Origin of the sequence: Microbacterium sp. LMI1-1-1.1 (assembly GCF_040815675.1) — a bacterium.
GTDB lineage: Bacteria > Actinomycetota > Actinomycetes > Actinomycetales > Microbacteriaceae > Microbacterium.
Map to the genome: position 1 here is coordinate 247,237 of NZ_JBFPNN010000001.1, position 26,069 is coordinate 273,305.

Here is a 26,069-nt window from a genome sequence, read left to right on the forward strand (position 1 = left end):
CGGCGCACCTGCCGCGGTGACGGGCCCGGGCGCCGGGGCGGTGCCGGCCGCTGCCGCGGTGGCGGCCCCGGGCACGTCGGCGGATGGCAGACTGACCGGATGCCGCGCCGTCGAGGTCTCACCGTCCGTTCCGCCGCGCGAGGGGCGCTCGCACTGCTGCTGGTCGGAGCGGGGGTCTCGCACCTCACCTGGGGGCGGCGCGGGTACCGCATCGTCGTGCCGGGGTGGGCGACGCGGATGCTGCACACCGACAAGGACGCCGTCGTCGTGGCATCCGGTGCCCTCGAGATCCTGCTGGGGACCGCCCTGGTCGCGCTGCCTCGCGAGCGGGGACGAGTGGGCGCGGCGATCGCGGCGTTCTTCGTCGCGGTGTTCCCGGGCAACGTCCACCAGTGGCGGACGGGCCGCTCGGCGCCGGGCCTGAGCACCGACCGCGCCCGCTTCGTGCGCCTGTTCCTGCAGCCGGTCCTCGTGGCGTGGGCTGTCTGGGCGACACGTCGGGCCTGACGCCGCGGCGGTCGTCCGGTTCGGGGCGCGGGATGTGCACCGGGGCGGTCAGCGGGCGTCCCCGTGCACGAATCGCGCCCCGAACGCCGGCGCGGCGCGTCAGGCGGCCTGGCCGAGCTCCAGGATGCCGCGCTTCAGAGCCGAGCGGGCGAGCACCTTGTAGCCGTGGTCGGGGAAGAACACCGTCAACCGGTCGTCCTCGACGCCCATGATCGTGCCCGAGCCGAACTCCTCGTGCTCGACCGTCGCGTCGATGGACAGACCGTCCTGGTCGTGCTCCGTCGCCGACGTGTCCGTGTCGGCGGCATCCGTCGCGTCGCATCGGTCGCAGGACTCGCAACGGGCGGGGAAGTCGACGCCGAAGTACTCCAGCAGCGCCCGTCGCCGGCAGTGCACCGTCTCGGCGTAGCCCCGCATGATCTCGATGCGCGAGGTGCGGATGCGCTCATCGGCCTCGTCGCGCTCGCGCACCGCGGACACTGCGTCGCCCGCGGAGGCATCCGTCGCCGCCCGCACCCCGTCGGCGCCCGCCGCCGCCAGTCCGGTGGCGACCAGCTGGTTCAGCACGCGGCCGATCGCGCGTGTGCTGCGCCCGCCCTTCTCGGCGACCGCCTTGGCCCGCAGGGGGCCGTCCGCGGAGCGCAGGACATCCCACACCCCCGCGACGTCCGCCTTCCTGCTGTGCCCGCCGGCGAAGAAGGACCGCAGCGAGAAGTCCTCCGCACGGTAATGCAGGATCGCGCGCGCCGGCTGCCCGTCCCGGGCGGCGCGGCCGATCTCCTGCGCGTAGGAGTCGAGCGACTCGGTCACGTCGGCGTGCACGACCAGACGCACGTCCGGCTTGTCGACGCCCATTCCGAACGCCGAGGTCGCCACGACCACATCGAGCTCGCCCGCCCTCCACTCGGCGTGCACCTCGTCCCGGCGCTTCTGCGCCATGCCGCCGTGGTAGGCCGCGGCGCGCCGTCCGTGCTCGACGAGTTCGGCGGCGTACGCGTCGGTCTCCTTGCGGGTGGCGACGTACAGCAGGACGGCGCCCTCCTCGCCGAGGACGTCGTCGACGACCGCGCGGCGTTTCTCGTCGTCCTCCTCGTGCCGGCGGACGGCGAGATGGATCTCGGGCCGGTCCATGCCTCGCACCTCCAGGTGCGGGTCGCGCATGCGCAGGCTGGCGACGATGTCGTCGCGCACGGGACCGGATGCCGTCGCGGTCAGCGCCAGCACGGGCGGGTGGCCGAGCGCGTCGATCATGTCGCCGAGACGGGCGTAGTCCGGGCGGAAGTCGTGCCCCCACGCCGAGACGCAATGGGCCTCGTCGATGACGACGAGGCGCACGTCGGCGGCGACGAGACGGTCGAACACCTCGGGGTTCGCGAGCTGCTCCGGGGCGAGGAACGCGTACACGGCGTCCTCGCCCTCGATGGCCTCCCAGGCGGCCTTCCGCGCCGCGGCGCGGGTGCGGGAGTTCAGGGCGACGGCGGCGGGCGCGTCGGGGGCGGCGTCGATGGAGTCGATCTGATCGCGCTGCAACGCCAGGAGCGGGGAGATCACGACGGTCGTCCCGCCCAGCTCGCAGCCGGCGATCTGGTACACGGCCGACTTGCCCGCGCCGGTGGGGAACACCACCAGCGTGTCCCGCCCGCCGACGACGGCGTCGATCGCCTCCGCCTGGCCGGGCAGCAGGTCGTCCCAGCCGAACACCTCGCGGGCGGTACGGGCGGACTGTTCGGCGGTGGCGGGAGCGTTCACGGGACCTCTTTCCTGGAGAGGGGTCCAGCACACTCCAGACCTCCGACATCGGAACGGGGGTTGCGAGCGCGCCGACGATCTGTTCTCGGCGGGGCCGGCCCGGGCGGCATCCGTCCCTCCCCGGGCGGCGCGAGCGCAACCCGTCCGGGGATGTCGGAGGGGGATGCCAGGATGCCCTCATGCTCTTCGCCGAACTCGAGACCGCCCTGGTGGCCGTGGCCGGCACCCGCTCGCGCCTCGCGAAGGTCGACGCGCTCGCGGGTCTCGTCGGGCGTCTCGACGCGGACGAGATCGTGCCCGCGATCGGCCTGCTCACGGCGTCGCCGCGGCAGGGCCGGCTCGGCGTCGGGTGGCGCACCCTGTCCGCGCGCTCCGGCGAGCACGCCGGGACCCCGTCGCTGACGATCCTCGACGTGGATGCCGCCTTCTCGCGACTCCTCGACATCGGCGGTGCCGGATCGGGGGCGGTGCGCGCCGCGGTGATCGACGATCTCGCCGGGCGGGCGACCGCCTCGGAGTGGGCCCTGCTCATCCGCATCATGACCGGGGAGCTGCGGACCGGTGCCCTCGAGGGGGTCCTGCTCGACGCGGTCGCGCGGGCGTCCGCGCGCGACGGGGCGGCGGTGCGGCGCGCGGCGATGCTGTCGGGCGACCTCGGCGAGACGGCGGTCGTCGCGCTCACCGGCACCGAGGACGATCTCGACGCCGTGGGCCTCGTCGTCGGACGCGGCGTGCAGCCCATGCTGGCCTCGACCGCGACGTCCGTGGCGGACGCCCTCGCGACGGCCGGCCGCGCCTCGATCGAGTACAAGCTCGACGGCGCCCGCGTGCAGGTGCACCGCAGCGGAGACGACGTGCGGGTCTACACGCGCACGCTCGCCGACGTCACGCACCGGGTGCCCGAGATCGTGGAGGTCGCCCGCTCGCTGCCCGTGCACGACGTCATCCTCGACGGCGAGACGCTGTCGCTCGACGAGGACGGGGCACCTCGCCCGTTCCAGGACACGATGGCGCGGTTCGGCGCCGAGACCGCCCGCGAGATCGCCCTGCGCCCGTGGTTCTTCGACGTGCTGCACGTCGACGGGCGCGACCTCGTCGACGAGCCGCTCGAAGCACGGCAGGCCGAGCTGGAGCGGATCGCCGGCCCGTGGCGCATCCCTGCGCTGATCACGGACGATCCGGATGCCGCCGACGCCTTCGCCCGCGACGCTCTGGCGGCGGGGCACGAGGGGGTCATGGTCAAGGGCGTCGACGCCGCCTACACGGCCGGTCGTCGCGGCAAGAGCTGGCTCAAGGTGAAGCCGGTGCACACGTTCGACCTGGTCGTGCTCGGGCTCGAACGGGGCTCCGGCCGCCGGTCCGACTGGCTGTCCAACCTCCACCTCGGCGCGCGCGACCCCGAGGGGGCGTTCGGCGAGCCCGGCGGCTTCGTCATGGTCGGCAAGACGTTCAAGGGCCTGACCGACGAGCTGCTCCGGTGGCAGACCGACTACTTCGCCGAGCGCGCGAACGGGACCGTGCCCGGTGGCATCCAGGTCACCCCCGACACCGTCGTCGAGATCGCCATCGACGGGGTGCAGCGCTCCGTGCGCTACCCGGGCGGTGTCGCGCTGCGTTTCGCGCGCGTCAAGGCGTACCGCTCCGACAAGACGGCCGCCGAGGCCGACACGATCAGCACGCTGCGGTCGCTCCTCCCGGGCGCTGCCGCAGCCCCGATGGAAGGAGCGGACGCATGAGCCGTGCCCCCTGGCTCGACGGCGAGCTCGAATACCGCAGCTTCGGCACCCCCGGGGCCCCGCGGGCCGTGTTCGTCCTGCGCACCGGCGCCGTCGCCACGACCGATCCCGACCCGCGCATCACCTCGGGTCACGACGTGCGCATCGTCGCGATCGGCCTGGACGCCCCCGAGCTCGAGGACCCGCCCGCCTTCGGCGGACAGACGCCGGCCGGTCTCACCGTCGACGCCCTCAAAGACCTGATGGAGCGCGAGGCGCCCGAGACCACGGTCGGCCTCGTCGGCGAGCGGTCCGCCGGTCCCATCGCCGTCCACCTCGCGGCGGCGATGGGAGCGCGCGTCGACCGGCTCGCGCTCGTCGGCGTGTTGAGCCCGACCGACGCCCTGTCCCGCGACATGCAGACGCCCATGCTGGATGATCTGCAGGCGCGCACGCTCGTGCTCATCGGCGAGGGCGGGACACCGGATGCCGCCGACGCCGAGTGGTACCGGGACCGGATCCCGGCCGCGCAGGTCGAGGTGGTGGACGCCGGGCGGTACGACAACGCGCAGGGACAGGTCACACTCAGTTCGGCATGGGAGACCGTGCTCGAGCACGTCGCTCCCGGCGCCGCGCGGCGGTAGCGGCGTCCGCCGGGCCGGCGGCCCGGCCCGACTGCTCCGTGACGGGCGTCGTCAGGACGGGCGGCGCACCTGCACGACGTTCGACTCCTCGTCCACCTCGGCGACGCCGGTCTGCGCCTTGAGGAAGTCGGAGAAGCTGCGGAAACCCAGCGCCTTCTCGCTGAACGACGGGTCGAGGCGCTTCATGAGGTCCTTCACGGCCGAGGCGTGCAGCCATTCGCCGTCGGCGCGCTCGGCCTCCAGCTGCATCGCCCGTTCGAGGAGGTTCACCGCGGGATCCTGCGACCGCTTGCGGGCGCGCGGACGCGACGGGGTGGTCTCCTTCTTCGTCTCGGCGAGGTTCGGGATGCCGGGGAGGGAGTCGTACGCGTCGAACCGGTCGCAGGCCGCGGCCAGCGACTTCGCCGTCGATCCGGCGACACCGACCCCGACGACGTAGCGGCCGAGCCTCTTGCACCGCTGCGCGAGCGGGACGTAGTCGCTGTCGCCGGCGACGATGACCACGTGCGTGAGGTCGGGGAGGCGGAACATGTCCTCGACCGTGTCCACCGCCAGGCGGATGTCGGCGCCGTTCTTGGCGTACGCGGCCGCAGGGAACAGCTGCACGAGGTCGACGGCGCGCGCGACGAGCTGCGAGCGGTACTCGGCGTTCACCGGCGCGGACCAGTCGGCGTACGCCCGCGTGAGCACGAGGGTGCCGAAGGATGCCGCGTAGTCGATGACGGCACCCACGTCGATCGTCGCCTTGGTCAGCCGTTCCGCGATCTCGGGATCCATCGGGTTCTCACCGATGCGCTGACGGTCGCGGGAGTAGGCGTTCCGGCCGTGGACGCGGTCGTACCAGGACATCACGATGTTGTCGAAGTCCAGATAGACGGCGACGCGGGCGGCGGGGGAGTCGGGCATGGCATCCATCCTCACCCGTCCCGGGACCGGCGTGCCAGTCCTCGGCCCGTCCCTGCGGCCGGCCGTCGTGCGGAGTCCGTCGACGACACGCCGTCTCCGGGGGAGCGGGCCGCGGCGTGTCGGCCCGATCTCCGCACGACGGTCAGCCCGCCCGGCCCCGCGAGACGGCCAGCCGGACGGCGGACCGGCCCGCTCGGGGACGGGGAGGGCGGAGGGATGCCGCGGGCTCAGCGCCCGCCGGGGTAGGACACGCCGATCTGACGGCGGACCTCGTCGAGCACGCCCATGATCGCGACGGTCTCGTCGAGGGGGAGGACGTCGCTGTCGCGCTGCCCCGCGGCCGCGAGACGCTCGGCGGCGAGGGCCTGGAACTGCATGCCGCGTCCCTCGATCTCGGTGCGGAACTCCTCGATGACCTCGCCGTCGGGCCGGACGACGCGGAACGACGTCGGGGTGTACCAGACGCGGTCGATCTCGATGCGGGCCTCGGTGCCGACGATCTGGGCCAGGTTCGTCCCGGCGCCGCGCGAGGACGACACGGTCGTCGAGACCGCTCCGCCCGGGTGGACGAACGCCGTCGCGACCTCCGCGTCGCTCCCCGCGTCGGACAGGCGGGCCAGCGCGGTGATCTGCTCCGGCAGCCCCAGCACGTCGACGGCGAAGGAGATGGGGTAGATGCCGAGGTCCAGGAGCGCCCCGCCCCCGAGCTCGAGGGCGTTGAGTCGGTGGGCCGGGTCGGTGGAGATCTTCTGCGTGTGGTCGGCCGACACGACGCGGATCTCGCCGAGGGTCCCGGCGGCGAGGATCTCGCGGATGCGCACCATGTGCGGGAGGTAGCGGGTCCACATCGCCTCCATGGCGAGCAGGCCCTTCTCGGCGGCGCGGTCGCGGATCAGCGCGGCCTCCTCGGCGTTCAGCGTGAACGGCTTCTCGACGAGGATGTGCTTGCCGTGGTCGAGGGCGAGCAGCGCATTGTCGACGTGGCCGGGGTGGGGCGTGGCGATGTAGACGATGTCGACGTCGGGGTCGGCGACGAGCTCCTCGTACGACCCGTGCGCGTGCGGGATGTCGTACTCCGCCGCGAACGCGCGGGCGCTGTCGAGGCGGCGCGAGCCGACGGCGACGACGTCGAGACCCGCGGTGCGCAGGTCGGAGGTGAAGGCGTGCGCGATGCCGCCCGTGGCGAGGATGCCCCAGTGCAGTCCAGTCATGGCAACGAGCGTAGCCGCCGGAACGGCCGGTCCGGCCCCGTCGAGGTGGCGCGACGGCGCGGAGGCGTTATTCTCGTGTGACCGGTCACGCAATAGCGCGGGGCCGACGCGATGGAGCGGACGAATGAGCGACACCGAAACGCCGGACACGGGGCGTGCCCCGAGCATCCGCGACGTCGCCCGTCTCGCCGGAGTGTCGTACCAGACCGTCTCCCGCGTGATCAACAACAGCTCGCAGCTGCGCCCCGAGACCGCCGCCAAGGTGCGGTCGGCGATCGCGGAGCTGAAGTTCGTCCCGAATCAGGCGGCCCGCGCGCTCGCCAGCAGCCGCTCGCGTCTCATCGGCGTCCTCGGGCCGCGGGCGGCGACGTACGGCGTCGCGGCCATGATCCAGGCGGTCGAGTCCGCCGCGCGCGCGGCCGGGTACCGCCTGACGGTCACCAACCTCGCCACGAGCGACCCGGACGACGTGCGCGCCTCGATCGACCACCTCATGCAGCAGTCCGTCGAGGGGCTCATCGCGGTGGCCCCGCAGTCGCGTGTCGTGCCGATCCTCGACGAGATGCGCCTCCCGGTCCCGGTTCAGATCGTCTCCTCCACCGGCTCGGCCGGCGCGTCCTCCCACAACGACCAGGTCGCCGGCGCCCGCGCGGCCGTCCGCCATCTCGTCGAGCTGGGTCACCGTCGCATCCTCCACATCGCCGGCCCGCGCGACTGGCTGGAGGCCGAGCACCGCATGCGGGGCTATCTCCTGGAGATGGATGCCAACGACCTCTCGATCCGACCGCCGGTCCTCGGCGACTGGACGGCGCAGTTCGGGTTCGAGGCCGGCCTGGAGCTGCTGCGGTTCGAGGACGCCACGGCCGTCTTCGCCGGCAACGACCACATGGCCCTCGGGTTCATGCACGCGGTGCGCGCCATCGGCCGCTCGGTGCCCGAGGACATCTCGGTCGTCGGCTTCGACGACGTGCCGGAGTCGGCCCACCTCTGGCCGCCGTTGACGACGGTCCGGCAGGACTTCCCGGGGATCGGCCACCGCGCCGTCACCGACCTGCTCGCCGCTCTCGGCGTGACGATCCCCGACCTGGAGGAGCAGCAGCCGGACCACCTGCGCCTGGTGGTGCGGTCCTCGACGGCGCCCCCGTCGCGCTGACTTCGTCACGTTTCGGCAACGGCGACACTCGCTACGCATTCGGACTTGACACTTCCGCGGGAATGGGGAGTAGCATCACACACACAATGTGAACGGTCACATGACGGTGACACATCAGCCGACGGGACTCGCTGCGGAGCGGATCCGTCGAGACGAAGACGTTTCGAACGACGCGGGACGCCCGAACGGGCCCGCGGTCTCCGACCGGCCTCGTTTCGCCCCGCCGAGCGATGCACCCTCATGACTCCGGGAACGCTGGCAACGGTGGACTCCGCGTGGAGGGACCGACACATCAACCCAACGAAGGGAACCAGAGTGAAGAAGCACAGCATGCTCACCATGGTCGCCGGGGCTGCCGTCCTCGCGCTCAGCCTCACGGGCTGCGGCGGCGACCGCAGCGGCGGCGGCGCAGCCGAGGGCGACGGCGAGTCGGGCGGCGTCATCGGCGTCGCGATGCCGACGCAGCAGTCGGAGCGCTGGATCGCGGACGGCAACAACGTCAAGTCGCAGCTCGAGGAGCTCGGCTACACCGTCGACCTGCAGTACGCCAACGACGACATCCCCACCCAGGTCTCGCAGATCGAGAACATGATCACCTCGGGCGCCAACGCCCTGATCATCGCCTCCATCGACGGCACCACCCTGACCGACGTCCTGCAGCAGGCCGCCGACCAGGACATCCCCGTCATCGCGTACGACCGTCTCATCAACGGCACCGAGAACGTCGACTACTACACGACCTTCGACAACTACCAGGTCGGCGTCCAGCAGGCCACGTCGCTGCTGACGGGCCTGGGCGTCCTGGACGAGTCGGGCAACGAGACCGGCGCCGCCGGTCCGTTCAACGTCGAGCTGTTCGCCGGTAGCCCCGACGACAACAACGCCACGTTCTTCTGGAACGGTGCCATCGACACCCTTCAGCCCTACCTGGACTCGGGTGTGCTGACGGTCCCGTCCGGTCAGACGGAGTTCGGCCAGGCCGCGATCCTCCGCTGGCTGCCCGAGACCGCGCAGGAGCGCATGGAGAACATCCTCACCGTCATCGGCGACACCAAGCTGAACGGTGTCCTGTCGCCCTACGACGGTCTGTCGATCGGCATCATCTCGGCCCTCACCTCGGGCGGCTACTCCGCCAGCGACCTCCCGGTCATCACCGGTCAGGACGCCGAGGTCGGCTCGATCAAGTCGATCATCGCCGGCGAGCAGTACTCGACGATCTTCAAGGACACCCGCGAGCTGGCCAAGCAGGCCGTCTCGATGGTGGACTCGATCCGCAAGGGCGAGGAGCCCGAGGTCAACGACACCGAGACCTACGACAACGGCGAGAAGGTCGTCCCCTCGTACCTGCTCGAGTCGACGATCGTGACGAAGGACAACTACAAGGAGATCCTCGTCGACAGCGGTTACTACTCCGAGGCCGACCTGGGCTGATCCCACCGGGAGGGCTCCGGCCCTCCCACCCGCCTCCGCCGCGGCCGAGACCCCTCGGTCGCGGCGGAGGCTCCCGCGAGTCCGCCGCGTGACGGACTCCTCTCCACCACCCCAGACCGGCCACGAGCCGGTCGACCAAGGAGGACCTCGTGAGCACCATCCTCGAGATGCGCTCGATCACCAAGGAGTTCCCCGGCGTCATCGCGCTCTCGGACGTGTCGCTGACCGTCGAGCGGGGATCCGTCCACGCCATCTGCGGCGAGAACGGCGCCGGCAAGTCCACTCTGATGAAGGTGCTGAGCGGTGTGTACCCCGCCGGCGACTACCGCGGCGAGATCGTCTTCGACGGTCAGACCGTCGAGTTCAAGGACATCCGTGACAGCGAAGCGGCCGGCATCGTCATCATCCACCAGGAGCTCGCGCTGAGCCCCTACCTCTCGATCGCGGAGAACATCTTCCTCGGCAACGAGATCACCCAGCGCGGCCTGATCGACTGGGATGCCACCAACCGGGAGGCATCCAAGCTCCTGGCCCGCGTGGGCCTGGGCGACAGCCCCGACGTCCCCGTGAACGAGATCGGCGTCGGCAAGCAGCAGCTGGTCGAGATCGCCAAGGCGCTGTCGAAGGACGTCAAGCTCCTCATCCTCGACGAGCCGACCGCCGCCCTGAACGACGACGACTCGGCCCACCTGCTCGACCTGATCCGCCACCTCAAGGGTCAGGGGATCACGAGCATCATCATCAGCCACAAGCTCAACGAGATCCGCGCGATCGCCGACGAGGTCACGATCATCCGCGACGGTCGCACGATCGAGACCCTGGACGTCGCCACCGGCGGCACCAGCGAGGACCGCATCATCCGCGGCATGGTCGGTCGCGAGCTCGAGAACCGCTACCCGGACCGCGACGTCGAGATCGGCGAGGAGGTCCTGCGCATCGCGGACTGGACGGTCCACCACCCGACGGACGCCTCGCGCACCGTCATCCACGACGCGAACCTCACCGTCCGCGCGGGCGAGGTCGTGGGCATCGCGGGTCTCATGGGCGCCGGCCGCACCGAGCTCGCGATGAGCGTGTTCGGCAAGAGCTTCGGGTCGCGCATCTCCGGCGAGGTCTTCATCCGCGGGCAGAAGGCGGACACCTCCAGCGTCCCCGCGGCCATCCGCAGCGGACTGGCCTACGTGACCGAGGACCGCAAGGGCGCCGGGCTCAACCTCATCGACACCATCAAGCGGAACATCTCGCTCGCCGGCATGCGCAAGCTCGCCAAGGGCGGCTGGGTCGACGGTGACCAGGAGTACCTCGTCGCCAACCGGTACCGCCAGTCGATGAACATCAAGGCGCCCTCGGTGGACGTCGTGGTCGGCAAGCTCTCCGGCGGTAACCAGCAGAAGGTCGTGCTGTCGCAGTGGCTGTACTCCGACCCCGAGGTGCTCATCCTCGACGAGCCGACGCGCGGCATCGACGTCGGCGCCAAGTACGAGATCTACACGATCATCAACTCTCTCGCGGCGCAGGGGAAGGGCGTGCTGGTGATCTCCTCGGAGCTCCCCGAGCTGCTCGGCATCTGCGACCGCATCTACACCCTCAGCGAGGGACACATCACCGGTCAGCTGCCCATCGAGGAAGCGACCCCCGAGGCCCTCATGGTGCTCATGACGAAGGAGAAGGAAGCCGACCATGTCAGCGCTTGACAACACCGCGACCCAGGCAGGTCCGGGCGGAACCCCCCGCGGTCCCGTCGGGGGCGCGCCCGGCGGCGCCGGGGGCATCATCCCCTTCCTCACCTCGCGTCTGCGCGAGATCGGCATCTTCATCGCCCTGATCGTGATCGTCCTGCTGTTCCAGGCGCTCACCGGCGGCCGTCTGCTCACTCCGGGCAACGTGTCGAACATCATCGTCCAGAACAGCTACATCCTGATCCTCGCGATCGGCATGGTGATGATCATCATCGCCGGCCACATCGACCTCTCGGTCGGCTCGGTCGCGGCGTTCGTCGGCGCCGTCTCCGGCGTGCTGATCGTCCAGTGGGGTCTGCCCTGGTGGCTCGGCATCACGCTGTCGCTGATCCTGGGCGCGGTGGTCGGCATGTGGCAGGGCTTCTGGGTGGCGTACGTGGGCATACCCGCGTTCATCGTGACCCTGGCGGGCATGCTCCTGTTCCGCGGTCTCACGCAGATGACCCTGGGCAACACCCAGATCACCCCCTTCCCGAGCGAGTACCGCCAGCTCGGCGGCGGGTACCTCTTCCCCGACCTGTTCCCGGCCTCGTCGTCCCCGGCGGAGTGGATCACCGTCGGCCTCGGCGTGCTGACGCTCGTGCTCTTCGTCGTGACCCAGGTGCGCCAGCGTGCCAAGCGCGCCGCTCTCGAGCTGCAGAACGAGCCCCAGGTCTGGTTCCTGTTCAAGATCATCGGCGGCGGCGCGCTCATCGCGTACCTCACGTACCTGCTGGGCGTCGCGCCGAACTCGCGCGGCACCCCGATCGTGCTCGTCGTCCTGGCCGTACTCATCATCGGCTACTCGGTCGTCATGAGCCGCAGCGTCTTCGGTCGTCACATCTACGCCATCGGCGGCAACCGCACCGCGGCGAAGCTGTCGGGCATCAAGACCCGTCGCGTCGACTTCATGCTGTTCGTCAACATGGGCACGCTGGCGGCGCTGGCGGGCATCGTCTTCACGGGCCGCCTGAACTCGGCCGGCCCCGGTGCCGGAAACCTGTTCGAGCTGGATGCCATTGCTGCCGCGTTCATCGGTGGTGCGGCCGTGCAGGGCGGTGTAGGCCGCGTGGTCGGCGCCATCGCCGGTGGTCTGGTCATGGGTGTGCTGAACAACGGCATGTCGCTCATGGGCATCTCGACCGATGTGCAGCAGTTCATCAAGGGCCTCGTGCTCCTGCTCGCCGTCGCGTTCGACGTCTACAACAAGAACCGCACCCGCGGCTGAGCCGTCGCCGGCTCTCCCGGACGCCCCGTCGCTGCTGCGGCGGGGCGTCCGTCGTTCGCACGGGGCCCGGCGGGGCGGGGCGTCCCGTTGCCGCGGCCGGGTCCCGCCGCCGCGGTGGGGCACAATCGGGAGGGTGACCACGCCCTCCCGCCGCCGCACCGCCGCTCTCGTGGCGGGGCTCCTCGCCGTGGCGGCGCTGGCCGCGGGATGCACCTCCTCGACGGCGCGCACCACCGGGACCAGCGACGGCGCCGGCGTGATCGGCGTCGCACTGCCGCAGTCGGACGACGCCCAGTGGGCCCGCGCGGGCGAGGCCCTCCGGGACGAGCTCACCGGCCGCGGCTACCGCGTCGACGTCCAGTTCGCGGCGGGCGACGCCCGCACACAGGGCTCGCAGGTGCAGAACATGCTCACCAAGGGCGCGGACGCGGTGGTCGTCGCGCCCCTGTCCGTCGACGACCTGGACGTGGCCCTGCAGACGGCCGTCGCGGACGGGATCCCGATCGTGACCTTCGAACGCGCTCTCGCACTGCCGGGGGCGGGGTTCGCCGCCGCGGTGGATCCGGAGGCGCTCGGACGGGCGCAGGCCCAGGCGCTGCTGTCGGACCTCCCGGATGCCGCGACCGATGACGACGCGCCGTCGACACCGCCGCGCGTGGCCGTGCTGACCGGGGATGCCGAGGACGCGTGGGCGGTGCGCCGCTACGACGCGGCACGGGAAGTGCTGGATGCCGCCGTCGCCGACGGGCGCATCGAGATCGTCGCCGGGGCCACGCTCGACGACGCCGCGACGACGGGGGACGACGACGCCACCGCGGCCGAGAGGCGCACGCGGGCGCTGCTGGCCCCCGAGGAGACGGACGTCGCGGGCAGCGCCGAGGACACCGCCGCGGCCCCGACCGCCATCCTCGCCCTCACCGACGCCGCGACGCGCGGCGTCGTCACCGCGCTCACCACGCCGCTGCCCGACGACGCGACCCCGTCGCCCTCGGCATCCGGAAGTCCCTCCTCCACGCCCGCGGCCTCGCCGTCGCCCGGTCCCGACCTCGACGCGGAGCTCGCCGGGCAGGTGACCGTCGTCGGCTCCGGCGGCGACCTGGCGACCGTGCAGGCCCTCCGCGACGGGATCGTGGACGCGACGGTCTTCGTCGACCCGCGGGAGCTCGTGCCGTGGGCGGCCGATGCCGTGCAGGCGCTGCTGGACGGCGACGCCCCGCGCGTCGACGGCAGCGAGCCGGCGGGTCTCGACGGCGTCCCGTCCGCCACGGCCGGCGCGAGCGTGGTCCGTGCGCGCGACATCGAGAGCCTGCTGCTCGACACCGGCTGGCTGACGGCCGACGACCTGTCCTGAGCCGCGCGCGGCCCGGCATCCGCGTCGCGCCGCCTGGGGTGTGCCGGATTCGGAGATGTGCGCTGTTCTCGGAGAATCTCGGCCGAATCGTCCGAATCCGGCGCGGTTCTCCGATTCCGGAGGGATGCCACGGGCGACGGCATCCCTCCTCCCCGCCGTCGCGCCGTCGGAGATGTGCGCCGTTCTCGGACAATCTGGCCCGGAACATCCGATTCCGGCGCGGTTCTCCGATTCCGGGAGGGATGCCGCGGGCCCGCCGGCCGTTCGGGATAACCCGAATGCGCGCGGGGGCTGACCGGGCGGCGCCGCCCGACGGCCCGGCCTAGCGTGGTGGGCATGACAACGGCCCCCTTCCCCCCGCCGCCCGCGGACACCCTCGCGACGACGGCACGCCTCTCCGCGCCCTCGGGCTCCGACGCTCCGGCCGGCTCCGTCGCTCCGGCCGCGCCGTCCCGCCGCGCGCGTTTCGGCTCACCCGCCCGCATCGCGGGGGCCGTCGCCCACCTCGCGGCACTCGGCCTGGTCGGACCGGTCGTCTTCACCGCGCTGTTCGGCCTGCTCAGCGCGGGACTCGGCCTGCTGCCCGTCCTGCTCGTCGGTGCCGTGCTGCTCGTCGGTCTCGTGTACGCGCTGTTCGCCGTCGCGTGGCTGGAGCACGCCCGCGTCGACGGGCTCTACGGCCTGGGGCTGCCCAGCCCGCGCATCCGACGCAGTGAGAAGTCCGGCTTCGGCGGATTCCTGCACACGATCTGGCTGCAGACGAAGGACGGCCGGCAGTGGCGCGGTGTCGCCTCGTTCGCGGCTGCGACCGTCATGGGGCTCGTCGTCCTCGTCGCCGCGGGCGCCGTCGCGTGGGGCCTCACGCTGCTGGTGGGCGCCGTGTTTGGCGGTCGTGGGGCGGGCGTCTTCGCCGGCATCCCGCTCGGGGGCGTCGCCGCCCCGATCGCCGGCGTGCTGGCCGCGGTGATCGGCCTGGCCGTCATGGTGGGGCTCGGCGTCCTGCACGGGGTCGTCGCGCGCGGCATCCTGGTCCCCTCGCGCGAAGCGCAGCTCGAGGCGCAGGCGCGCACCTTCGACACCCGTCGCGCCGGGGCCGTCCGTGCCGCCGAGGTGGAGCGCACGCGCATCGAGCGCGACCTCCACGACGGGGTGCAGCCGCGACTCGTGTCCATCGGCATGACCCTCGGCCTCGCGCAGACCAAGATCGACGACGACCCGGAGGCCGCCAAGGCCCTCGTCGCCGAGGCGCACGCCTCCACCAAGTCGGCCATCACCGAGCTGCGGCAGCTGGCGCGCGGCATCCATGCGTCCGTCCTGGAGGACCGGGGACTGGATGCCGCCCTTTCGGCGCTCGCGTCGCGGTCGCACATCCCCGTGACGCTCGATGTGCGCCTCACCGGACGGTGCAGCCGGGCGGCGGAGGCCGCGGTGTACTTCTCCATCGCCGAGGCGCTGACCAACGCGGCGAAGCACTCCCACGCTGCCGCGTGCCGGGTGTCGGTGCGGGTGCGGGAGGACCAGACCCTGTGGGCCCGTGTCGAGGACGACGGACTGGGCGGCGCCCGCGTCGTGCCCGGCGGCGGGTTGGACGGCATCGTCAACCGCGTCACCGCGGCCGGCGGCAGCGCCCGCATCGACAGCCCGCAGGGCGGACCGACGTCGGTGGAGGTGACCGTCCCGTGCGCATCCTGATCTGCGAGGACTCCGTGCTGCTGCGCGAGGGGCTCGTGCGCCTGCTGGCCGATGACGGACACGAGGTCGTCGCCGCCCTGGCCGACGCGGACGGTCTCGACGAGGCGGTCGCCACGACAGCTCCCGACCTGTGCATCCTCGACGTGCGCCTGCCGCCCACCTGGACCGACGAGGGCATCCGGGCGGCGATCGCCCTGCGGTCGCGGCATCCGGGGCTCGCCGTCCTGGTGCTGTCGCAGTACGTCGAGGAGCGCTACGCCAGCGACCTCATCGCCGACGGACAGGGGTCGCTCGGCTATCTGCTGAAGGACCGCGTCGCGGACGTCCGGGACTTCCTCGATGCCGTGGCCCGGATCGCGGACGGGGCCACCGTGCTCGACCCCGAGGTCGTGGGCCAGCTGCTCACCCGACGGCGCCGCGACCAGCGGCTGCAGAGCCTCACCGACCGCGAACGCGCCGTGCTCGCCCTCATCGCCGAAGGACGCTCGAACCAGGCGATCGCGCAGGCGCTGTTCGTCTCGGAGGCGAGCGTCGAGAAGTACATCACCGCCATCTTCACCAAGCTCGGCCTCGAGCAGGACGACACCGGCAACCGCCGCGTGATCGCCGCGCTCGTCCACCTGGGCCACGACACAACGGGAGCACCGTCATGACCGATCCCACGCCCGACACCGCGGCGCCGTCCGAGCGCTCTTCTGCGGCCGCGTCCGAGCGAACCGCTCCGGCGGCGTCCGAGCGCCCGCGCACCGCGGCGCGCATCATCTCGATCGCGACCACGGTGCTGGGGGCGGCCGTCATCGCCGGCACGCTCGGCAGCACGGCGGTGTCCGCCGCCGCGGGGATGCGCGGGTCGGACGACACCCGCGTCGGCGTGGCCGGCGTCACCGACCTCGACGTCGACGTCGCCGGTGCCCGGCTGACGGTCGCGTTCGCCGACGTGGCCACCGCGCAGCTCACCGTCGACGGCGCGCGCGGCCGTTCGGACGACCGGGGGTCCGGTGTCCGCGGCCGTTCGGACGACCGGGGTGGTCCCAGCGACCGTGGCCGACGCGGCGGGAGCGCTGACGCGGCCCGCGAGGACGACGGGGACCGCGGCGGATGGCGCATGGAACGCGACGGGGACACGCTCGAGGTCACCTCGCCGGAGGGGACGTGGTTCTCCGCCGGGCCGCGGTCGGCCGCGACGCTCACCCTTCCCCTCGATCTGGCCGAGGGTGTGCTGGACGCGGAGTTCGACATCGGCGCCGGCAGCCTCGACCTGGCGGGGGAGTACCGGTCGCTGACGGTGGACGTCGCCGGGGGCCGCGTCGACGTCGACGGGACGGCGACGTCTCTCGACCTCACGGTGACCGGCGGTCAGGCGGCCGTCGCGCTCGCCGACGTCGCCGAGGCCCGGATGGAGCTGGCCGGCGGGCGTCTGTCGACCGCGTTCACCGGTGAGGCGCCCCGCCGCACCGACATCGAGCTCACGGCCGGGTCCGCGGACGTCCTTCTGCCCGACGAGGCCTACCGGGTGACCGTGGACGACGGAATGGGCGAGGTCGACGACCGGCTGCAGGCGGCGGACGGGGCCGCGGGCGCCCCGCGCGTGAACGTCTCGGCGACGTTCGGGTCGGTGGTGCTGCGGTCCTGAGCCGGCGTCGTGGATTCGGAGATGTGCGCTGTTCTCGGAGGATTTCGGGGGGAATCTCCGAATCCGGCGCGGTTGTCCGATTCCGGCGCGCGGGCGGCTGGGGGAGGGATGCCGGTGGGGTGGGTGGCATCCCGGGTCCGGGGCGTGGCGGGAGGTTCACCGCCCGCGGTGGGTGTCGTGGATTCGGAGATGTGCGCTGTTCTCGGAGGATTTCGGGGGGAATCTCCGAATCCGGCGCGGTTGTCCGAGTCTGGTGCGCGGGCGGTGGGGCCGGGGGAGGGATGCCGGTGGGGTGGGTGGCATCCCGGGTCCTGACCGTGGCGGGAGGTTCACCGCCCGCGGTGGGTGTCGTGGATTCGGAGATTCGCGCTGTTCTCGGAGGATTTCGGGGGGAATCTCCGAATCCGGCGCGGTTGTCCGAGTCTGGCGAGCGGGCGGCTGGGGCTGGGGCGGGATGCCGTGCCAGGGGTCAGAGGCGGGTGCCTCGCTCACGCTCGTTCCTGCCTGCTCGCGCCGGGAGTCCCGGGTTTCTGCCACCGCTGGTGACGGCGATCGCCATGAGCACCAGCAGGATGCCGAGCACCTGCGCCGGCGCCAGCGACTCGCCGCCGACCGCGACCCCGAGCAGCACACCGGTGACCGGGTTCAGCAAGCCGATCAGGCCGACCGTGCCCGCGGGGAGGTGCCGAAGTCCGGTGAACCAGCACACGAACGCCACGGCCGTGGCGACGACCGCGATGCCGACGTAGGCGGCGACGCCCACGGCATCCACGCGGGGCGGGGGACCCTCGACGACACCCGCGACGACGACCAGCACGATACCGCCGGCCGTCAGCTGCCACGACGTCGTGGCCAGGAGGGGCGTCTCGTCTCGCCATCGGGTGGTCAGGATCGCGCCCAGTGACGACGCGAGCAGCGCGACGACGGATGCCGCCACCCCGGCTGCCGGCACCGCGCCGGCGCCGAGGCCGACGACGAGCAGGACGCCGGCGAGGCCGCCCGCGGCCCCGACCGCCCACCGTGCCGTGGGACGCTGGGAGAGCAGGGGCCACGCGAGTCCGGCGAGGGCCAGCGGGGCGAGAGCCATGATGGACGCCGCGATCGACGACGGCAGGAGCTGCGCAGCCACGTAGACGAGCACGAAGAAGGCGCCGAAGTTCAGCATCCCCAGCACGGGCGCCTTCCACCACCACGCTCCGTGCGGCCGCCGTCGCGCGAGCGCGAGAAGCAGGAGGCCCGCAGGCAGGGCCCGAAGGGCCGCCCCCCACAGCGGCGCGTCCGCCGGCAGCAGGTGCCGCGTGACGACGTACGTCGCGCCCCACGCGATCGGTGCGACGGCGGTGACGGCGACGATGCGCCATTTAGCTTCCATGGAAGACAGAGTAGCTTCCCTGGAAGATAAAGTGGATGCCATGACCCCGACGACCGACCGCGTCGACACCATCGTCGCCCAGTGGAGCGCCGAGAGACCCGACATCGACGTCTCGCCGATGCAGGTGATCGGACGCCTGCACCGCCTCGCCGATCATCTGCGCGACGAACTGCTCGCGGTCTACCGCCGGTACGGCCTCGGCGAGGGGGAGTTCGACATCCTCGCCGCCCTCCGCCGAGCGGGGGCGCCGTTCGCCGCGGCCCCGGGCGAGCTCGCGCGCCACACCATGGTCACCACCGGGGCGGTGACCAAGCGCGTCGACCGGCTCGTGGCATCCGGTCTCGTGGTGCGCGACGACGACGCCGATGACGGGCGGGCGCGCGTCATCCGGCTGACGTCGGCCGGGCGGCGCGTGATCGACGAGGCCTACACGGCGCACATCGCGAACGAGCAGCGCCTGCTCGCCGGACTCGACGCCGACCAGCGTCGCTCTCTCGAGGCGTTGCTGCGAACCTGGGGTGCGTCGCTCGGCGTATGAGGCAGGCGGGTGCACGTCGGCGTGCGCGTCGCCGGATCACGTCGCTTCCGGGTCCCGGCAAGCGACACGATCCGACGACTCAGGCGCTCTTGAGCGCCTTCGCGATGCGCTGAGGGGAGACCGGTTCGGCGGTGCCGAGGCGCTGGGCGAAGAGGCTCACGCGCAGTTCCTCGAGCAGCCAGCGGGTCTGCACGAGATTCGCCGGGGCGTCCGGGGGCAGGGGCACCGAGCCCCCGGCATCCACGAAGCCCGCGGCGGCGCGCTCGTATTCGGTCATGCGCTGGCGGTCGCGGCCGGGGTTGTCCGAGAGCGTCGTGACCCGTTCCAGCGCCCCGGCGAGGTAGCGCGGGTAGTGCGGGATCCGGGCGAGACCGGTCCGGGAGAGGAACCCCGAGAAGATCAGACCCTGAACCTGCTTGCGCACGTCGTTGAGCGCGCCGAGGAGCGTGATTGACGACGCGTCCTTCATCGCGCGTTCGACCTCGCGCTGGGCGAGGAGGATCTTCGCGGCGAGCGAGACCGTCTGGAACGTCCGATCCACGGATGCCGCCGAGAACGCGTCGCGCACCCGTTCGAAGTCCGCCTTCGTGCGCACGACGCCGGCCGGTGCCTCGCGCAGCAGAATGTCGTCGGCGAGGGCGACGCGGGCGTCCTCGATGAGCGCCTTGGCGTTCTGGTACGGCGACGCCGCGAGTGCGAGCTTCTCGTTCGCGGTGAGGTGGTCCAGCACGTAGGTCGCCGGGGAGGGCACCGCCAGCAGGAGCAGACGCCGGATGCCGCCCCGCGTGAGCCGCGTCGCCTCCTCCGGGGTGGCCTCGACGCGCAGCGCCACGCTGTCGCCCTCGTCGACGAGGGCCGGGTACCCGCGGACGACGCCGCCGGCGACGGGGGTGTCGACGACCTCGGTGAGCTCGTCGAGGTCCCACGTCGTGAGCTTCGTGCGGGAGGCGAACGCGGGCGAGGCCTGGGCGACCGCGGCGGCCGAGCGGGCGGCGGGACGCTCGCGCGTCACGGCCGACTCGACGCTGGACCGGGCCCGGTCGGCGAGGCGGCGCTGCAGGGCACCGAGATCGCGATCGGATCCCACCGCGCGGCCCCGGGCGTCGACGGCGCGGAACGACGGCATGAGGTGGCCGGGGACGCGGTCGAGCTCGAAGTCGGCAGCGCTCACCCGCTGGTTCGCGACGCGCTGCACCAGGGCGGCGAGGGCGTCGACGAGCGTGGTCCTCGGCAGACCGTCCGCGTGCTCGGGGCCCTTCTCGGCGAGCTCGGCGCTGAACTTCTCGGCCCAGTCGGCGGCGGGGACCACGTTGCGGCGGATGGTCTTCGGCAGGGCGCGCAGGAGCGCCGTCACCAGCTCGTCGCGCATGCCGGGGACCTGCCAGTCGAACCCGTCGGGGCGCAGTTGGGCCAGCAGCGGCAGCGGCACCACGACCGTCACGCCGTCGTCCGGAGCGCCCGGCTCGAAGCGGTAGGCGAGGTTCAGCGTCTGATCGCCCTGGCGCCAGCGCGCCGGGAAGGCCCGGTCGTCGCCTTGAGCGCGGTCGCCGGTCAGGTCGGACTCGCGGAGGTCGAGCAGGTGCGGGGTCTTCGCGGAGGCATCCCTCCACCAGGTCTCGAACGCGCGCACATCGGTGACGTCCGCCGGGATGCGGGCGTTGTAGAAGGCGAAGACGGCCTCGTCGCCCACGAGGATGTCGCGGCGGCGCTCGCGCTCCTCGATCTTCTCGAGGAGGCGGCGCTGCTCCTGGTTGCGGCGGAGGAACGCGGTCAGGCGCTTGTCGAGGACGGACGGGTCCCACTCGCCCTCGACGAGCGCGTGGCGGACGAACATCTCGCGGGCGAGGGGGCGGTCGAAGCGCGCGAGCTGCACGCGGCGGCGTCCGACGAGCTCGACGCCGAACAGCGTGACCTTCTCGTACGCGGCGGCCGACCCGGCGTCCTTGGACCAGTGCGGCTCGCTCAGCGACCGCTTGACCAGGTCGGGAGCGAGCTCCTCCGCCCACGCCGGGTCCACGGCGGCGACCGTGCGGGCGAACAGGCGCGAGGTCTCGACGAGCTCGGCGGCCATGACGGCCGACGGGCGCCTCTTTTTCAGGCCCGAGCCGGGGAAGATCGCGAACCGCGCACCGCGGGCACCGATGTACTCGCCCTTGACGGGGCGCGCGTCGCCGGGGGCCCGGCGGTCCTTGGCCTGCGCCATGGTGCGGGGGTCCAGGATGCCGATGTGCGAGAGCAGTCCGGACAGGATCGCGCGGTGGATGGCATCGCCGGCGGCATGTCCCTCGGGGGCCGTGGTGTCGTGCTGGGGGACGCGTCCCGACGAGCGATGCGGCCGGGAGGGGTCCGTCTGCGGGGCGGAGGAGGAGGCGTGGTCGCCGCCGCGGGAGCGCCCGCGCGCGCTGCCACCGGTGCGTCCGCCGCCGCCGTCGCGCCCGGCGCCGTCGCGCCCGCCGCCCTCGGCCCCCAACGACCGCAGCTGCCGGTGGACGTCGACCCACTCGCGCACCCGCACGTAGTTCAGGTGCTCGCTGCGGCACAGACGCCGGAACGCGCTCGAGCCGAGCTCGGCCTGCTTCTCCTGCAGGTACTCCCACAGGTTCAGCAGCGAGAGGAAGTCGCTCGTCGGGTCCGTGAACCGCGCATGGAAGCGGTCGGCCTCCTCGCGCCTGTCCTCGGGACGTTCGCGCACGTCCTGGATCGACATGCCCGACACGATCGCAAGCACCTCGGTCGAGACGTCGTTCCGCCGTGCCTCGATGAGCATGCGGGCGAAGCGCGGGTCGATCGGCAGGCGGGCGATCTCGCGGCCGATTTCGGTGAGACGCGGACCGCGCTCGTCGTCGCGCCCGCCGCGGTCGCGCGAGGGATCCCGGTCGGGCCGGTCGTCCCGTGACCGTGCGCCGGGCGCCGGCAGCTTCACAGCCCCGAGCTCGACGAGCAGGTCGAAGGCCGCCTTCACACCGCGCGAGTCGGGCGGGGTCAGGAACGGGAACGCCTGGATGTCGCCGAAGCCGAGCGACAGCATCTGGAGGATGACGGATGCCAGGGAGGTGCGGAGGATCTCGGGCTCGGTGTACTCCGGGCGGCGGGTGAAGTCGTCCTCGGAGTAGAGCCGGATCGCGACACCCGGGGAGGTGCGGCCCGCGCGGCCCGAGCGCTGCTGCGCCGACGCCTGCGACACCGCCTCGATCGGCAGGCGCTGGATCTTCGACCGGTTGCTGTAGCGCGAGATGCGGGCGGTCCCGGTGTCGACGACGTACCGGATGCCGGGGACGGTGAGGCTCGTCTCGGCGACGTTCGTGGCGAGGATGACGCGGCGGCGCACCCCCGCGACGGTGGAGCGCTCGAACACGCGGTGCTGCTCGGCGGCGGAGAGGCGGCCGTACAGCGGCAGCACCTCGGTCGGTGCCGCGTCGCGCTGGTACGCCCCGCGGATCGCGTCCGCGGCGTCGCGGATCTCGGCCTCGCCGGGGAAGAAGACGAGCACGTCGCCGGCGGGCTCCCGGTCCAGCTCGCGCAGCGCCGCGACGACGGCCCCGACCTCGTCGGCGTCGTCGTCGCCCCGGCCGGGTCTGGCGGCGGGCCGTGCCGGGCTCCGGAGCTTCTTCGGCTGCGGCGCCGGGGCGGTGGCATCCAAGCCCTCATCCTCGGAATCCTCCGGAGCCTGGTCCGCTCCGTCGAGCGGCCGATACCGGATCTCGACCGGGTACGTCCGCCCCGAGACCTCGATGACCGGGGCCGGCACCGGGTCGCCGCCGGGCTCGGCGGGGGGAGCGGCGAAGTGGCGGGCGAAGCTCTCGGGGTCGATGGTGGCCGAGGTGACGATGACCTTGAGGTCGGGCCGTTTCGGCAGGATGCGGCGGAGGTAGCCGAGGAGGAAGTCGATGTTGAGCGACCGCTCGTGCGCCTCGTCGACGATGATCGTGTCGTAACGGCGGAGCAGCCGGTCGCGGTGGATCTCGTTGAGCAGGATGCCGTCGGTGACCAGGGCCACCCGGGTGTCGGCCGACACCTTGTCGGTGAAGCGGACCTTGTAGCCGACGGTCGAGCCGAGGGGCACCTGCATCTCGTCCGCGATGCGCTCGGCGATCGTGCGGGCGGCGATGCGGCGCGGCTGGGTGTGCGCGATGGAGGTGCGGCCGAGCTCGAGGCAGATCTTCGGCAGCTGCGTCGTCTTGCCCGACCCGGTCGCGCCGGCGACGATCACGACCTGGTGGTCGCGGATGGCGCGCGCGATCTCGTCCCGCGCGGCGCTGACGGGCAGCTCGGGCGGGTAGACGATGACGGGTTCGGCAGACACAGCCTTCCAGCCTATCGCGCCCCGGCCCACACCGCCCTGCGGTGGGCCCGGGGTGCCGTGAGGTGGCGCAGATGTCCGCGCCGCGGGGGCGGCGGCGTACATCTGCGACACCTCAGCGCAGAAGAGGCGCGAGCCCCGGGGCAGATTCAGCCGCGGCCGACCGAGCAGGTGGGCTGGGCGGCCGTGGACCCGGTGATGTTGGTGGGCAGCTCGACCACCTCGGGCGCCGTCGTCTCGCCGGGCGCGGGGGTGGTGGCATCCGGAGCCGGCTCGTCCGTCGCGGGAGGGGTGGACTCCTCGGGTGCGGGCACCGAGGGGTCGGCCTCGACGCCGCCGTTGGTCCCGGCGTTTCCCGTGATCTCGAACGGGACGTTTCGGTCGAGCGCGTCCCAGAGGATCGCCGCGCCCTCGTCGTCGGACAGCACGTGGTTCGTGTTGGACGGGTCGTCGTAGACGGGGTACTGGACGAAGGCGATGTCGTCCAGGGGCACGTCGCGGATCGTGTACGCGAGCTGCGCGATGCGCAGCGGGTCGGCCAGGCTCTCGCTGGGCGTGATGTTGGTCACGGCGGTGTTCGCGAGCGACAGGAGCGTGCCGGGGTTGGAGAGCACCTCGTCGCTGCGGAGCTTGGACAGCAGCCGGGAGAGGTACTGCTGCTGGTTGCCGATGCGGGCGAGGTCGCTGCCGTCGCCGATGCCCTTGCGGGTGCGGAGGAAGGCGAGGGCGTCGTACCCCTGGACGACGCGCGGGCCGGGCTCCCAGTCGATCCCGGCGTCGGGGTCGTCGATGCCGTCGCCGGCGATGCAGACCTCGACGCCGCCGATCGCGTCGGTGATGTTCACGACGTTGCCGAAGCTCACCTTCGCGGCGAACGGGATCGCCTGGCCGCTCAGGTCGGAGATCGTCTCGGCGACGCACGGCAGTCCGCCGCGGCCGTACGCGGAGTTGATCGGCGCGCGGTCGGCGGCCGGGGTGACGGTGCCGTCCTCGTTCGTGCACTCGGGGATCGGGATCTGCAGGTCGCGCGGGAAGGACACCACGGTCACCCGACGCGGGGCGTCGGACACGTGGACGAGCATGTTGACGTCGTTCAGGCGTCCGTCGGCGTCCGGGCCGGAGCAGCGGGCGCCGAACGCCTCCCGCACCTCGTCATCGCACTCGTCGGTGCCCGTCACGAGCACGGTGAACGGCCCGTCGTAGGAGCTGAGGGACGGGCCCTGCGTCGGCTTGTCCGCGAGGGGGACGGCGTTGTCGCTCAGGGTCTTGGACAGGTACCAGGCGTAGAAGCCGCCGACGCCGATGGCGGCGACCACGGCGACGGTGAGGGCGATCGCCAGGATCTTCGCCGTCCGACGCCAGCCCGCGCCGGCGGGGCGGCGGGCATGACGGGCACGCGGGGGAGTCTGCACGTTCGTAGTGAATCACGCGTTCCGACGTGGATGCCGGTGGAAAGCGGCGAATCCGCCACATTCGCGGGCTGCGGGGCGGGGTCTAATGGCCGTGACGTGCCGCGAATGTACGCCCGGGCCGGCGCGGCTTGTACGTTTGCGCCCAGTCAGCGCCGGGCCGCTCGGACCAAGCGCGGCGCGTGCATCTGCGCCACGTCAGCGCGAGCGGCTCGGAGCAGGACGAGGGAGGGACGCCGCGGCCCCGACGCGCGCAGAAGCGAACGGGGCGACCGGGAGACCCGGCCGCCCCGCCCTCAGAGAGCGATCACTGACCGCCCTCGGTGAGCGTCACCTCGATGGGGGTGTACTCGCCGTCGACGGTGACTCCCTCGTCCTCGAGGGCGGACAGGGCCGCCTCGATGTACTCGTTCGAGTACGCGGACTCCGCGGGCTCGGTCGTGATGAGGTTCAGACCGTCCTGGTTGACCGCGGCGAGCGCGCCCTGGACGGTCCGGTCCCACGCGTCGGCGTCGATGAGACCGAACTGCCCGCCGGTCCAGATGAGCTTGTTGACCTCGTTCATCTGCCACAGCTGGTGCGTCGGGCCGACGGGGAACGCGTCGACGCCGGGAGCGGTCGCCGCCTGGTAGGTGATGTCCGCGGCCTCCTCGGGGTTGTCGCGGGCGAACACCCAGCCTTTGATGACGGCCTTGAGGAACCGGGTGGCGGCGTCGGCGTACGCGGGGTCGTCGTTCAGGCGTGCGGTGTCGGCCCAGATGGCATCCTGGAGCATGGCGCCGGCGGTGTCCTCGTACGAGATGACGTCGATGTCGTCCATCGTGTACAGCTCGCCCGTCTCGGGGTTCACGGTCTCGAGCAGCTGGGCCAGCTCGTTGTAGGTCATGGCCTGGGCGGCATCCACGTCCCGGTCCAGCAGGGCGTTCATCGAGAAGTCCTGCGTGGTGATCTGGACCGTGGAGGCGTCGAGGCCCTGGTCGGCCATCGCGGCAAAGATCTCCCACTCGTTGCCGAAGCCCCACGAGCCGATGCGCTTGCCTTCGAAGTCGTCGACGCCGGTGATGCCGGAGTCCTTCCACGACACCTGCGTGGTGCCGGACTTCTGGAACACCTGGGCGATGTCGGTGAGCTCGACGCCCTGGTTCTCGAGCGTGCCGAGCACCTTCGGGACCCACGCGACGGCGAAGTCGACGTCGCCGGCGACGAGCGCGTCCTGCGGCACGATGTCGCCGCCCGAGGGGAGCACCTCGACGCTGTCGAAGCCTTCTTCCTCGAAGTACCCCTGGTCGAGGGCGACGTAGTACCCGGCGAACTGCGCCTGGGGCAGCCACTGCAGCTGCAGGCTGATCTCGGTCAGCGGGGTGAAGTCGCCGTCGGAGGCGGCGGGCTCGGCGTCGCCGCCCGCGCACGCGGAGAGGGTGAGAGCGGCCAGGGCGACCCCGGCGGTCGCGACGGCGCCGCGACGGATGCTGTGTCTCATGGTGGGACCTTTCGATTCGGGTGGAGCGTGTG

General features: G+C 72.4%; 19 protein-coding genes. 12 read left to right on the top strand and 7 right to left on the bottom strand.

The annotated features are described in order from the left end of the window. Window positions 1–99 precede the first annotated feature (99 nt). Window positions 100–507, top strand: coding sequence for a DoxX family protein (locus tag MRBLMI1_RS01160; protein ID WP_367726312.1), 408 nt, complete (start codon window positions 100–102; stop codon window positions 505–507). Between the two features lie 99 nt (window positions 508–606). Here the strand turns inward: MRBLMI1_RS01160 and MRBLMI1_RS01165 are convergent, their stop codons facing one another. After that, window positions 607–2,256: a RecQ family ATP-dependent DNA helicase gene (locus tag MRBLMI1_RS01165; RefSeq protein ID WP_367726313.1), complete on the bottom strand. Its 1,650-nt coding sequence runs from the start codon at window positions 2,254–2,256 to the stop codon at window positions 607–609. 179 nt (window positions 2,257–2,435) lie between these two features. Between MRBLMI1_RS01165 and MRBLMI1_RS01170 the strand changes: the two genes are divergently transcribed. Further along, entirely contained in the window at window positions 2,436–3,992 is a 1,557-nt protein-coding gene (locus tag MRBLMI1_RS01170; RefSeq protein ID WP_367726314.1) for an ATP-dependent DNA ligase, read from the top strand. Continuing rightward, window positions 3,989–4,615, top strand: a complete 627-nt coding sequence (locus tag MRBLMI1_RS01175; RefSeq protein WP_367726315.1) for an alpha/beta fold hydrolase — start codon at window positions 3,989–3,991, stop codon at window positions 4,613–4,615. Before MRBLMI1_RS01170 ends, MRBLMI1_RS01175 begins: the two co-directional genes overlap by 4 nt. 51 nt (window positions 4,616–4,666) lie before the next feature. Here MRBLMI1_RS01175 and MRBLMI1_RS01180 read toward each other — a convergent pair whose 3' ends face one another. Beyond that, window positions 4,667–5,521, bottom strand: coding sequence for an NYN domain-containing protein (locus MRBLMI1_RS01180; protein ID WP_367726316.1), 855 nt, complete (start codon window positions 5,519–5,521; stop codon window positions 4,667–4,669). A gap of 227 nt (window positions 5,522–5,748) precedes the next feature. Further along, window positions 5,749–6,732 (bottom strand): Gfo/Idh/MocA family protein, encoded by a 984-nt coding sequence (locus MRBLMI1_RS01185; protein WP_367726317.1) that lies wholly within the window; start codon window positions 6,730–6,732, stop codon window positions 5,749–5,751. Between the two features lie 124 nt (window positions 6,733–6,856). On the opposite strand from MRBLMI1_RS01185, the gene MRBLMI1_RS01190 reads away from it, so the two are divergent. From MRBLMI1_RS01190 to MRBLMI1_RS01225, 8 genes are all read left to right on the top strand, one after another. Beyond that, window positions 6,857–7,885, top strand: a complete 1,029-nt coding sequence (locus tag MRBLMI1_RS01190) for a LacI family DNA-binding transcriptional regulator (protein ID WP_367726318.1) — start codon at window positions 6,857–6,859, stop codon at window positions 7,883–7,885. Window positions 7,886–8,215: 330 nt separating this feature from the next. Further along, window positions 8,216–9,316, top strand: coding sequence for a multiple monosaccharide ABC transporter substrate-binding protein (chvE, locus tag MRBLMI1_RS01195; RefSeq protein ID WP_367726319.1), 1,101 nt, complete (start codon window positions 8,216–8,218; stop codon window positions 9,314–9,316). A 167-nt stretch (window positions 9,317–9,483) separates the two neighbouring features. After that, window positions 9,484–11,010 carry a multiple monosaccharide ABC transporter ATP-binding protein gene (gene mmsA, locus MRBLMI1_RS01200; RefSeq protein ID WP_367727530.1) on the top strand — a complete coding sequence of 509 codons (1,527 nt, stop codon included), beginning with the start codon at window positions 9,484–9,486 and terminating at the stop codon, window positions 11,008–11,010. Continuing rightward, window positions 10,997–12,262 carry a multiple monosaccharide ABC transporter permease gene (gene mmsB / locus MRBLMI1_RS01205; RefSeq protein WP_367726320.1) on the top strand — a complete coding sequence of 422 codons (1,266 nt, stop codon included), beginning with the start codon at window positions 10,997–10,999 and terminating at the stop codon, window positions 12,260–12,262. Before mmsA ends, mmsB begins: the two co-directional genes overlap by 14 nt. Window positions 12,263–12,395: 133 nt before the next feature. Further along, window positions 12,396–13,613: a substrate-binding domain-containing protein gene (locus MRBLMI1_RS01210; RefSeq protein WP_367726321.1), complete on the top strand. Its 1,218-nt coding sequence runs from the start codon at window positions 12,396–12,398 to the stop codon at window positions 13,611–13,613. Between the two features lie 336 nt (window positions 13,614–13,949). After that, window positions 13,950–15,305 carry a sensor histidine kinase gene (locus MRBLMI1_RS01215; RefSeq protein ID WP_367726322.1) on the top strand — a complete coding sequence of 452 codons (1,356 nt, stop codon included), beginning with the start codon at window positions 13,950–13,952 and terminating at the stop codon, window positions 15,303–15,305. After that, window positions 15,293–15,958: a LuxR C-terminal-related transcriptional regulator gene (locus MRBLMI1_RS01220; protein WP_367726323.1), complete on the top strand. Its 666-nt coding sequence runs from the start codon at window positions 15,293–15,295 to the stop codon at window positions 15,956–15,958. Before MRBLMI1_RS01215 ends, MRBLMI1_RS01220 begins: the two co-directional genes overlap by 13 nt. Further along, window positions 15,955–16,938: a hypothetical protein gene (locus tag MRBLMI1_RS01225; protein ID WP_367726324.1), complete on the top strand. Its 984-nt coding sequence runs from the start codon at window positions 15,955–15,957 to the stop codon at window positions 16,936–16,938. The genes MRBLMI1_RS01220 and MRBLMI1_RS01225 overlap by 4 nt, the downstream gene beginning before the upstream one ends. Before the next feature lie 469 nt (window positions 16,939–17,407). Here the strand turns inward: MRBLMI1_RS01225 and MRBLMI1_RS01230 are convergent, their stop codons facing one another. Then, window positions 17,408–18,310, bottom strand: coding sequence for a DMT family transporter (locus tag MRBLMI1_RS01230; protein WP_367726325.1), 903 nt, complete (start codon window positions 18,308–18,310; stop codon window positions 17,408–17,410). A gap of 40 nt (window positions 18,311–18,350) precedes the next feature. On the opposite strand from MRBLMI1_RS01230, the gene MRBLMI1_RS01235 reads away from it, so the two are divergent. Beyond that, complete coding sequence (locus MRBLMI1_RS01235) at window positions 18,351–18,848, top strand: MarR family winged helix-turn-helix transcriptional regulator (RefSeq protein WP_367726326.1); 498 nt, start codon at window positions 18,351–18,353, stop codon at window positions 18,846–18,848. 79 nt (window positions 18,849–18,927) lie between these two features. Here the strand turns inward: MRBLMI1_RS01235 and MRBLMI1_RS01240 are convergent, their stop codons facing one another. From MRBLMI1_RS01240 to MRBLMI1_RS01250, 3 genes are all read right to left on the bottom strand, one after another. Further along, window positions 18,928–23,151 (bottom strand): DUF3418 domain-containing protein, encoded by a 4,224-nt coding sequence (locus MRBLMI1_RS01240; RefSeq protein WP_367726327.1) that lies wholly within the window; start codon window positions 23,149–23,151, stop codon window positions 18,928–18,930. 146 nt (window positions 23,152–23,297) lie between these two features. Further along, the gene (locus tag MRBLMI1_RS01245) at window positions 23,298–24,560 is read right to left on the bottom strand and encodes an LCP family protein (protein ID WP_367726328.1); all 1,263 of its coding nucleotides are present in this window, start codon (window positions 24,558–24,560) and stop codon (window positions 23,298–23,300) included. A 304-nt stretch (window positions 24,561–24,864) separates the two neighbouring features. Beyond that, window positions 24,865–26,037 (bottom strand): ABC transporter substrate-binding protein, encoded by a 1,173-nt coding sequence (locus MRBLMI1_RS01250; RefSeq protein WP_367726329.1) that lies wholly within the window; start codon window positions 26,035–26,037, stop codon window positions 24,865–24,867. Between the last annotated feature and the right edge of the window lie 32 nt (window positions 26,038–26,069).

Excerpts from the sequence above, each read along its gene's own strand:
- MRBLMI1_RS01160 (WP_367726312.1), top strand. The coding sequence starts at position 100 with ATGCCGCGCCGTCGAGGTCTCACCGTCCGTTCCGCCGCGCGAGGGGCG.
- MRBLMI1_RS01170 (WP_367726314.1), top strand. The coding sequence starts at position 2,436 with ATGCTCTTCGCCGAACTCGAGACCGCCCTGGTGGCCGTGGCCGGCACC.
- MRBLMI1_RS01175 (WP_367726315.1), top strand. The coding sequence starts at position 3,989 with ATGAGCCGTGCCCCCTGGCTCGACGGCGAGCTCGAATACCGCAGCTTC.
- MRBLMI1_RS01180 (WP_367726316.1), bottom strand. The coding sequence starts at position 5,521 with ATGCCCGACTCCCCCGCCGCCCGCGTCGCCGTCTATCTGGACTTCGAC.
- MRBLMI1_RS01185 (WP_367726317.1), bottom strand. The coding sequence starts at position 6,732 with ATGACTGGACTGCACTGGGGCATCCTCGCCACGGGCGGCATCGCGCAC.
- MRBLMI1_RS01190 (WP_367726318.1), top strand. The coding sequence starts at position 6,857 with ATGAGCGACACCGAAACGCCGGACACGGGGCGTGCCCCGAGCATCCGC.
- chvE (WP_367726319.1), top strand. The coding sequence starts at position 8,216 with ATGCTCACCATGGTCGCCGGGGCTGCCGTCCTCGCGCTCAGCCTCACG.
- mmsA (WP_367727530.1), top strand. The coding sequence starts at position 9,484 with ATGCGCTCGATCACCAAGGAGTTCCCCGGCGTCATCGCGCTCTCGGAC.
- mmsB (WP_367726320.1), top strand. The coding sequence starts at position 10,997 with ATGTCAGCGCTTGACAACACCGCGACCCAGGCAGGTCCGGGCGGAACC.
- MRBLMI1_RS01215 (WP_367726322.1), top strand. The coding sequence starts at position 13,950 with ATGACAACGGCCCCCTTCCCCCCGCCGCCCGCGGACACCCTCGCGACG.
- MRBLMI1_RS01225 (WP_367726324.1), top strand. The coding sequence starts at position 15,955 with ATGACCGATCCCACGCCCGACACCGCGGCGCCGTCCGAGCGCTCTTCT.
- MRBLMI1_RS01230 (WP_367726325.1), bottom strand. The coding sequence starts at position 18,310 with ATGGAAGCTAAATGGCGCATCGTCGCCGTCACCGCCGTCGCACCGATC.
- MRBLMI1_RS01235 (WP_367726326.1), top strand. The coding sequence starts at position 18,351 with ATGACCCCGACGACCGACCGCGTCGACACCATCGTCGCCCAGTGGAGC.
- MRBLMI1_RS01250 (WP_367726329.1), bottom strand. The coding sequence starts at position 26,037 with ATGAGACACAGCATCCGTCGCGGCGCCGTCGCGACCGCCGGGGTCGCC.